Below are 10,069 nucleotides of genomic sequence, written 5' to 3'. Positions count from 1 at the left end.
AAGCACCCCTGTCCAGGTGAGTGGCCTCAGCGGCGTGGTCGCCGTTGCCGCTGGAGCGTATCACAGTCTGGCCGTGAAGTCTGACTGCACGGTCTGGGCGTGGGGGCACAATGGGTATGGTCAATTGGGGAATGGAGCTATTTCCAAGAGTAACGTCTCTGTTCAAGCTGATGACATTACCGTATGCGGGGGCGCTCCGGAACCAACGCCTCCACCAACAGCCGTTACCCTGGCTTATTTCCACGCCAAGGCGGGAAAAGATGGCAGCGTTACCCTGACGTGGAAGACGGCAACAGAGGTCGATAATGCGGGCTTCAATCTCTACCGTTCCATAAAGAAAGATGGCGATTATAAAAAAATCAACGATACGCTCATTCCTGCCATGGGCAATGCCACGACTGGGGCGAAGTACAGCTACACAGACACGCCGCCAGCCAAAGGCACATACTATTACAAGCTGGAGGATGTAGACTACAACGGCATAAGCACGATGCACGGGCAGGAAAAGGTGAAAGTAAAAATAATGTCGGGCGATGCCGGGACAAAGAAGTCAAAGAGGAAGAAAGGCAGGTGAGGCAGTGCCAGATGCGTAGCTCCGATCCCTTGTGGCCGGTAAACTGTTGGGCACGCCAGGCGGGGGACAAGCCACCCGCGCTACGCATTCATGGCTCCTGTTTCGGTGAGTCCTCTCACCGAAACAGGAGCTAACCTTCGGTACGGAAATGAATCGGGAGTCACAGACAACGGGTTTCGGCGTGAGGACACGCCGAAACATCGGACGCATGGCGTGTGCGCTGGTTTTGCCGACCACAAGGGATCGGCAAAACGGGTAACATGAAGGCCGACCATAAAGGATCGGCGCTACGTTATTCATGGATTACCAATATCGCAACGTATAGGCTTCGTTCCTTCTGTAAACGGGTGGAAACAAGAGGGATAAATCGATGAAGTCCTGATTCATATCGTACCGGTTGCTGTTCCCGCTCTGACAATGCCGGATGTGGCGTCGAAGATGTTCTTTTACAGGAAAGGTCATTTCTGCGCCTTTGGCAGTAATAATAACTCGCTCTTATAGTATTTAGTGCCTCGCAGACATCTTTGGTGTGCACCTGTTGAGCAAAGGATTCAGCAGTACGTATCATCTCTTCTGGTGGGTCTGGTGGTATCCGAGGTATTTCCGGAAGTTTTTTGGACGTTAATAATGGTTTCTGACCGTTTGAATTTCTCCTTCAGCTATTGGACTACTATTTTTCATTTACGTTATTTGTAGATGATCAGGAGATCTCTGGCCTCAACACTGTCTTTTGCCTTACCCAGTATTTGGCCAATTATACCGTCGTGTTCAGCATAAACGGTCGCTTCCATCTTCATGGCTTCCATAATAAGAAGAGGGTCGTTTTTGCTGACTTTGTCACCGGCGGTTACTTTCACATTAACAACCATACCCGTCATTGGGGCTCCGACATGTTTGGCGTTTTCCTCCTCTGACTGAGGGTGTTTGATAACTGAAGCTGATATCTTGCGATTGGCAATAACTACCTCACGCGGCTGGCCGTTAAATTCAAAGAATACAGTACAGTTTCCCTCCTCATTGGCCGGACTTATGGCTACCAGTTTAAAAATTAACGTTTTTCCTTCCTCATCTGCTCTTTTTCATATCCTTTTATCAGATCACCGAGCCCCTCGACCGACCTTTTTACAGGAGAAATGATATCTCTGGTAAGAACTTCAGGCAAGTCATGAAACAGGCCGGTAAAGTAGTTGTTAACACACCTTTTCTTGCATGCCTTGATTTCCAGGGAAAAGAGATAAGAGAGTATCGCAACAAATAACGAATGCCCAAGGACGGAGGTCTTTGGTATCCTGTGGAGATGAGCCCATCTTGATTGGAACCTGAGCTGACCGCACAGGTCGATGAAATTTTTATATTTTGAATGCTTTGTCAATTGATCCATACCCTTTAAATCATAGTATCGTTCCTGCTTTTCCTGTAAATCTTTTCTTATCGTATCTATCTCGTAGCCCTGTGGATTTGCATGTTCAACAATGTTAAACTCCCACTTCGTGGCATAGAAGTGAGCGGCGCTTAAGATCCTCTTGTTTAATGTGTCGTCACTCCTTAAAAAATACCTGCAAAATCTTTCACAGAAATCCCTGCCCAAAGGCGATAGGATGAATTGCAATTCCTTATAAACCCACTCGTTTAATTGCTGGTATTTATCCGCATCCTCTTTTATCTTATAAAAAATTGGCGGCTTTAAATCCGTAATGACAATACGCTGTAAAAGTTCAAAAATCCCCCCTTCAATGATATCTATCCAGTTAAAATCCTGCTTATCTTCCTCGAATTTACCTAAAAAATAGGCAATTACCATTTTGTGGGCTTGTTTATCCAGTTCTATTAGCTCTGTAGGACGTATCTTATCGTTCCATCTTTGCATGTAAGCAGCATCGAAAATTTTGAGAAGGAATGCCTTTCGTATCATGATTTTAAGACTCCCGCTTTAATAGATGATAGGTATAAGCCGATCAATTTATAACGGAAATCCAGCTTCGTATCAAGGCATTTCTCGTGTGTTGGAAGGCGATTGCCTGTCTGGTGGTTCAGGGTTTCCAAAGAAGTACAAAATGTATCCCTAGTATTCACATCCTTCAATTCATCCGCGACTTTTGAAATAAGCACTTAAAATTTCGGTAAATCCTGTTGGATAGTTTTCTGTGGGAAAACTACATCCACGCCAAAATATTCGTGAATACGTTTATCATGCATACCCACCATGCCATTCTTTGGTATTTCCGGGTATCTGCTCCTCATCGTCCCGGGGAAATTCTTTTGCTTCATCAATAACCTTATAATACCTCTTATTACAGCAAAGAGATCTTTTTCTCTTTTTAAAATCCATGCGGTCTTTATCACTAAATCGACTTTTTTACCAAAAATCTTTCTTTTTATTTTCCCATTGCTTTTGGCAGATGCTTCTATTATCCTGAATTTTCTTTATGGCTGTTGCGTTATCAAAATAACCCTTCCCGGGGAGCAGGATAAGAAAAGCACCGGATCTTTCTTAAAAAATTTGCAACAATTTAATTTTTTAAAAAAACCCTCTGTATGAATAATGTTGTCTTGTAGTGGCAGGTTTGAAATCTGCCCCTACTGCATGTAATACCCGGTTTGTATTGAAAATTTTCAAAAAACTCAGTTGCTGCAAAATCTATCAGAAAGCAAGTTTTTTATGCTTCAGAAAATATTGCATTTCATATTCCTTTCTTCTGCCATTCTGGCACTATCCGCCGTGCTCTCCGATGCTTTTGCGAAAGAAGATGTGCACGTCCCTGTCGATGGACAGAGTTTTAGCACAAAAGGCTTTTTTGATCTTGAAACTCTGGGATTTGAGAGAGATAGGGTCAATTTCAATAAAGGCTGGTTGGGTATCTTTATGGAAGATGCGGAAGGAAAGGGCATTCTTGTAAAAGAGATCACCCAGGGATCACCCGCCGCTGAGGCCGGCTTAAAGGCGGGAGATATTATTTCGAAGATTAATAATGAATCTATCCCCGGCACGGACAATCTCAACATCATTCAATTCAAGAAGGCCATAGAAGCCATCGGTACTGGGGGTATGCCTGCGCTTACGGTTTTCCGAGATAATGTTGAAATGGTATTTACACCGAGGCTCTTTGGGAAACTGCTAAAAGGTGTGTCCGTATCAGATCCCCCTTTTCTCTCAGAGACAAGATCCAAACTTACTGGTGAGGATATGGATGCCTCTTCTCTATCCAGCTTTATGCAAAAGACGGATATGCCTGCTGAAGATCTATCTCCGAATGGAGGAGGAAAGACATCTCCCGACCCAGAATACTCCAGGATGAGTTTTATTGAATTTGCGATTAAAAACGAAAAATACAGGGATCTGCTTGGTACAACATTACAGCGCATTGGAGAGGAGGCATATGCACGGGAAGGTTTTCAATCCAACGACAAGGTCAATCCATTTCGTTTATCCATCATAAACTATTTTATGTTACACCCCTTCGATACACCGAAGATTGGGCAGGCTATCGTTGATACATTTTGCGGAAAGGACTTCTGTGCTCAACCTGGCTATGCTGCGGAATTGTTGGATATTAAAATAGATTGGCCCGATGACAGGGATGAGGGGATGGCCAATAAAACCGTGATTCCACCAGATACTGATCCACATAAAAAAATAAGAACGAGCGATTCTTTACAGGAGCAACTCCAGATCATCATCGACAGTTTGCCGTCCTGTGTTGCACTTGTGGAAGGAGCATTCAGGGACTTGTCACCGGAAGAGGCAGGATTTCTGTATCAAAACGCCCATAAAGTTTGGTTGCCCAACGAGAAGATTGAACCGCAGGATCTTGCCAGAATACTGGCGCTATCCCAAAAGATTAACCTGGCAAAGTTGTTTAAAGCGACATCATTGCTGTTGAGTCAACTTGCACCTTTCAGGTATGAACAGGGTGCAGCCGGGCAGGAAAAGGCACATCCCGACGCGATATCGCCTACCGTAACACCATTTCACCTGCCGGCATCCCTTCAATGTGCAAACCATCAAGAAATTCCTGATGAAGCATCCATGAGAGACAAATCATCGGAGAGTGTTACAGTGACTGGGGAAACGAAAACAGGTGATTTACCAATAAATAGGACACCCTCCCCTGGCGGGAAAGAGTTAGAGAAAGAGGGGATAGGAACATCACAGGATTTTGCCGGTGATATTTTGTTTGTGCAGGATACAAGCGTGGGAAAAATCGTTGTGGGTGGAACAGGTACGTCATATTATTATGGCGATGCTGCGATGATTATCGATCTGGGAGGGAATGACTATTACTTCAACAACGCGGGCTCTTCCCGCAAGGACATTCCGGTTTCCCTCTGCATCGATTTGTCTGGAGATGATATTTATCATACAGATACCGCATTCTCGCAGGGCACCGGAAGATTTGGGGTCGGAATCCTGTGGGATTGTAAGGGGAGTGACAAATATATAAGTCAGGATTTTTCACAGGGGTCATGCATCTATGGCATAGGAATGTTAAGAGATGATGACGGTAACGATTTCTATAGCGGTCACGTTGTAAATCAAGGGGCCGGTTTTTTTGGGGCAGGCCTGCTGAACGATCTGAGCGGTAATGACGTTTATTTTAGCCGGCAATTTGCCCAGGGTGTAGGATTTACCAAGGGGTTGGGTGTACTACTAGATGTCTGTGGAAAAGATTTCTACTTTGCCGGAGGAGAATATCCGGATTTCCGTGATCCGGAGAAATCGTCCCAGTCTATGTCACAGGGAATGGGGATGGGTATCCGGCCGGAAGAATCTATTGTTGGCGCATCGGGTGGGCTTGGCATGCTGATAGATCGGAAAGGAGATGATCAGTACTATGGAGATTATTTCTCGCAGGGCAGCGGCTATTATTTCGCCCTGGGATTTTTATGGGACGGTCACGGCAATGATACCTACCATGCCGGGCGTTATGCCCAGGGTGCTGGCATCCATTCAGCCATCGGATTTTTAAAGGATACCTACGGAGACGATACCTACGAATCTACCTTTGGTGTTTCGCAGGGGTGTGGACACGACACCGGCATTGGGTTTCTGGTGGGTGATTACGGGAACGACACGTATCGGAGTAAAACTACTTCGCAGGGCGTTGGCCTGGAAAAAGGTATCGGGGTTCTGGCGGATTTTTGCGGAAATGATATTTATGATGCAAACAATCATAGTCAGGGCGTCTCAACACCATCAAAGACCGAGGAAGTTAGCGGCATAGGGATCTTAATCGACTACCAGGGAGATCATGATACCTTTCATGATCTCATTGCAGAACATCTGTTGTTGTATCGCTCCAACGGGGGGTTGGTGTTAAATAAATGAGATGATGAGCGATTCCGTGTTCATAAAGTTAATCTACAAAGCAGAAAAAGATCTACCATAATGGTATGAAGAAGAGCACAGAAAAAATTCGCAAAAATATGATTACGCCTTGCAGAAAGTTTTAAATAACCTGGAATGAAGATTCATTGGCAATCAGGTATTTCATCCACGGGCTTCTACTGCCGCTAGCTACAGAGGGCAAGGCCGGAGATTCAACTTTATTTTGAATCTATCCGTTGCATCCGGAAGAGGCGAATACAACCTTGCTTTGTCTTGAATTACGAAAGATGATGAAAATTATTGATACTGTGTTGTTTAATTATTTCATGGGGAAAAATGATAAACAACAGCCATTAGTGTTTTATCCATCAAAAATACCAGAAACCATAACAGTTGAGTTTAAAATCTAAAATCCGGATTCTGTAATCCAAAATAAATCTTATGCAGATAGATTTTATCGAACGTAAAGGTTATGTCCTAACCAGATCTACCCTAAAATGCCTCAGTCTGGTGGCATCCATCAATCCAGCCCTGGGTTGCATACATCAATGTGTCTATTGTTATGCAAGGGGATACTCGATTTATCCGGGTGACGGCAAGGTGCTTGTTTATGGGAACATGCCTGAAAAATTGAAGAAAGAATTGTCCACCCGACGAAAGCTGCCGGCCTATGTTTTTTTCAGTTCTACCTGCGATGTCATACAGCCAATACCCCAGGTACTCAGGATAACCTATGAGTTAATGAATATTTTACTCGGATACGGTATCGGGATAAATCTTCTGACAAAAGGCAGGATTCCCCTGAAATTCCTGGAATTGTTTGACCAGTACAAGAAATTGGTACACGTCCAGATTGGTATTACAACATTAGACCGGGATATTCAGAAAAAGATGGAACCGTTTGCAGCAACGCCACAAGAAAGATTACTCAATATCAAACGGCTTCGTGCGACAGGCATTGTATCCGAAGTAAAATTAGACCCCTTGATTCCTGGCGTAACTGATACAGAGTCAAATTTAAACGCCTTATTTAAGGTGCTTCAGGGGTTGGGAGTGAATTCCACGGGTATCAATTACCTGTTCCTAAGGCCAAAAATAAAGAAGAACCTATGTGAGGCGCTGAGGGACACGCCTTTTCTACAGAGGATTCTGGGACATTATAAAAACGCGATCTCCCTGAATCTCCGTGCAGAGCAATCCCGCGTGACTGCCCTATCCGTGGAATATAGAAAGCGGGCTTATGAGAATATTTCGCGATGGGCGAAGGATTTTGGGATACATGCCTATGTATGCGGCTGTAAGAATCCGGATATTACGGAGGAACCGCTGTGTGGTGAGAACTGGGGCCGGCATTTCGAAAAGTCCTTTGAACAGAAAGCGCTGCTCAAGGAAGGTGTTTGATTTTCTCGTGTAGGAACTCCCATTTTATTTAAACGTTTAACAGAATCCACCCCCATAGAAATGTGTACGGGGCAGTTACTCCATGAATACGGTATCTACATCTTTGTGTCCACCAGTATTTCAATGCATTACAACAAATATTTTATTTCTGTTTTAGACGGTGTTTGCCATTGCTTACCGTAGCAACTATCTTTCCCTCGGCTAAAACGGAACTCAACTTCTTTTAACATATGGCGTCCTAAGATGTTGCCGTGTTCGCGTAAAACAATGTCCACAATAACGTATTCTTTATAGACTCAAAGAATAAATTTTGATGTTTTTTCAGGAACAGATTATCGCATAAACAGGTTAACCATACCAAAACAGCCATATTTCGTGCAGAATCTGGATGTATTCAGATTCAAACAATTTCGTTAAACTTCTGAACATCTTATCGAAAGTTCAGACAATGGATGATTATTAAGGAGATGATATTATGAGCAATGGGCAGATCGAAAAGATTGCCAGAGAACTCAATCTAACGGCAAAACAAGTGCTGACAACTTCCACACTCCTGGATGATGGCGCTACGGTGCCCTTCATTGCCCGGTATAGAAAGGAAGCTACCGGATCTCTGGATGAAATAGCCATCACAACGATTCGCGACCGGATCGGCCAACTCCGGGAACTGGACAAACGACGTGAAGCCATTCTTAAATCGCTGGAGGAGAGAGGGCAACTATCAGATGAACTGAAAGAAAAAATTCTTGTGACAGAAACGATGGCAGTACTGGAGGATATCTATCTACCCTATCGGCCCAAGCGGCGCACCAGAGCTACCATTGCCAGAGAAAAGGGGCTGGAACCTTTGGCTCAGCGTATCTTTACCCAGGATGATACCGATCCTTTTGCTGCAGCAGAAGCCTTTCTTGATGCAGAAAGAGGGGTTGATTCCATCGGGGATGCCCTTGGAGGCGCCCGGGATATTATTGCAGAATGGGTTAATGAGGATCAAAATGCCAGGGAGAAGATTCGGGAGCTTTTTGTTGCTAAAGGCATTTTCAGGACAAAGATAATTACAGGCAAGGAAGATGAAGGGGTTAAGTATAAGGACTATTTTGATTGGCAAGAGCCCGTATCGACAGCCCCGTCTCATAGAATTTTAGCAATGAGGCGTGGCGAAAAGGAGGGTTTTTTAAGCCTGCGGGTATTCCCACCGGAAGAAGAAGCCCTTGCCATCCTGGAGTCGCTTTTTGTGAAAGGAGAGGGCGCCGCATCACAGCATGTCAAGATTGCCGTTCAGGATTGTTATAAACGGCTTTTGTCTATATCTATGGAAACAGAGATACGGCTGGAGACAAAGAAGAGAGCGGATGAAGAAGCAATCAGGGTCTTCGCTGAAAATCTCCGGCAACTCTTGCTCGCATCGCCGTTGGGGCAAAAAAACGTCCTCGCCATCGATCCGGGTTTTCGCACGGGATGTAAGGTCGTCTGTATGGACAGGCAAGGGAAACTCCTTCATACCGATACGATATACCCTCATCAGTCCGGGGAAAATTTATCTGAGGCAGCCGTAAAGATTATCAGCCTCTGCAATAAGTTTGGGGTGGAAACTATTGCAATAGGAAATGGTACCGCGGGAAGGGAAACTGAGGCGTTTATCAAAACGCTCGATCTGGACAAAAAGATTCTGGTCGTTATGGTAAATGAAAGCGGGGCGTCTGTCTATTCTGCATCGGATGTTGCCCGTGAAGAATTCCCTGACCAGGATGTGACGGTGCGCGGGGCAGTGTCTATCGGCAGACGGCTTATGGACCCTCTTGCAGAACTGGTAAAAATAGATCCTAAATCCATAGGTGTGGGACAATACCAGCACGATGTTGATCAGGGAGTCTTAAAACACAGTCTGGATGACGTAGTTAGCAGTTGCGTAAATCTCGTTGGCGTTGAGGTCAATACGGCAAGCAAGCAGTTGCTCATGTACATATCCGGACTGGGACATCAGCTTGCCGGAAATATCGTCGAATACCGGAATGAACACGGCCCGTTTCGGTCCAAAGAGGAATTGAAGCATGTCAGTAAATTAGGGCCGAGGGCATTTGAGCAGGCGGCAGGATTCTTGCGCATCCGGGATGCGGAGAATCCCCTTGATAGAAGCGCTGTTCATCCGGAAAGCTATCATATTGTGGATGCTATGGCAAGGGACATGGGATGTTCGGTACTTGATTTAATACAAAACGAGAATCTCCGGAACAGGATTGACCTCACAAAATATGTAAAAGATTCGGTGGGGTTGCCCACGCTCAGCGATATCATGCAGGAATTGGCCAAACCAGGCCGTGATCCGCGCAGGGAGTTTGAAATGTTTAGTTTTACCAAAGGGATAGAAAAAATCGAGGACGTTACTCCGGGTATGAAACTCCCCGGTGTGGTGACTAACATAACTGCATTCGGCGCCTTCGTCGATATCGGGGTACATCAGGATGGATTAGTACATATCAGCCAGCTTTCAGATCGCTTTGTAAAGAATCCCAACGAGGTGGTTAAAGTTCATCAGAAAGTGAATGTTACCGTATTGGATGTGGACTTGAAAAGGAAGAGGATCTCTCTTTCCCTGAAAAAACAGCCGGAAATAAACAGAGAGCGAAGCAACGCAGAGATCCGCAAAGAGTAGACATTCTTTGTTTTTACGTAACTATTCAGCGTACTTTCGCTCACAAACCCTATGAGTGAACAAAATATTGATTCTGTAATCCCGAAGGGATGTCATGATTATAGCATATCGTTAT

At 44.8% G+C, this 10,069-nt stretch carries 8 protein-coding genes and 1 pseudogene; 4 read left to right on the top strand and 5 right to left on the bottom strand.

The window, feature by feature from the left end:
- Window positions 1-574 (top strand): annotated as a pseudogene (locus BIY37_RS02595) (RCC1 domain-containing protein); the annotation flags it as partial.
- A 292-nt stretch (window positions 575-866) separates the two neighbouring features.
- Here BIY37_RS02595 and BIY37_RS13065 read toward each other — a convergent pair.
- From BIY37_RS13065 to BIY37_RS13350, 5 genes are all read right to left on the bottom strand, one after another.
- Window positions 867-1,142 carry a hypothetical protein gene (locus tag BIY37_RS13065; protein ID WP_143299134.1) on the bottom strand — a complete coding sequence of 92 codons (276 nt, stop codon included), beginning with the start codon at window positions 1,140-1,142 and terminating at the stop codon, window positions 867-869.
- A gap of 118 nt (window positions 1,143-1,260) precedes the next feature.
- Window positions 1,261-1,503, bottom strand: coding sequence for a biotin/lipoyl-containing protein (locus tag BIY37_RS13775; protein ID WP_261340827.1), 243 nt, complete (start codon window positions 1,501-1,503; stop codon window positions 1,261-1,263).
- Window positions 1,504-1,622: 119 nt separating this feature from the next.
- Window positions 1,623-2,486, bottom strand: coding sequence for an HD domain-containing protein (locus BIY37_RS02585; RefSeq protein WP_080324791.1), 864 nt, complete (start codon window positions 2,484-2,486; stop codon window positions 1,623-1,625).
- A 197-nt stretch (window positions 2,487-2,683) separates the two neighbouring features.
- Window positions 2,684-2,770 carry a ribonuclease HepT family protein gene (locus BIY37_RS14250; RefSeq protein WP_420886178.1) on the bottom strand — a complete coding sequence of 29 codons (87 nt, stop codon included), beginning with the start codon at window positions 2,768-2,770 and terminating at the stop codon, window positions 2,684-2,686.
- Complete coding sequence (locus tag BIY37_RS13350) at window positions 2,763-2,903, bottom strand: hypothetical protein (RefSeq protein WP_179129237.1); 141 nt, start codon at window positions 2,901-2,903, stop codon at window positions 2,763-2,765. Before BIY37_RS13350 ends, BIY37_RS14250 begins: the two co-directional genes overlap by 8 nt.
- 330 nt (window positions 2,904-3,233) lie before the next feature.
- On the opposite strand from BIY37_RS13350, the gene BIY37_RS02575 reads away from it, so the two are divergent.
- The 3 genes from BIY37_RS02575 to BIY37_RS02565 all read left to right on the top strand — a co-directional run bounded on the left by BIY37_RS02575 (window position 3,234) and on the right by BIY37_RS02565 (window position 9,954).
- Window positions 3,234-5,900, top strand: coding sequence for a PDZ domain-containing protein (locus BIY37_RS02575; protein WP_070066279.1), 2,667 nt, complete (start codon window positions 3,234-3,236; stop codon window positions 5,898-5,900).
- Between the two features lie 441 nt (window positions 5,901-6,341).
- Window positions 6,342-7,301 carry an SPL family radical SAM protein gene (locus BIY37_RS02570; protein WP_070066278.1) on the top strand — a complete coding sequence of 320 codons (960 nt, stop codon included), beginning with the start codon at window positions 6,342-6,344 and terminating at the stop codon, window positions 7,299-7,301.
- Between the two features lie 475 nt (window positions 7,302-7,776).
- On the top strand, window positions 7,777-9,954 hold the full coding sequence (locus tag BIY37_RS02565) for a Tex family protein (protein ID WP_070066277.1): 2,178 nt from the start codon (window positions 7,777-7,779) through the stop codon (window positions 9,952-9,954).
- Window positions 9,955-10,069: the final 115 nt, after the last annotated feature.

The organism is Candidatus Brocadia sapporoensis, from assembly GCF_001753675.2.
Classification (GTDB): Bacteria; Planctomycetota; Brocadiia; order Brocadiales; family Brocadiaceae; genus Brocadia; species Brocadia sapporoensis.
This window is presented reverse-complemented; position numbering and strand designations above follow the sequence as displayed.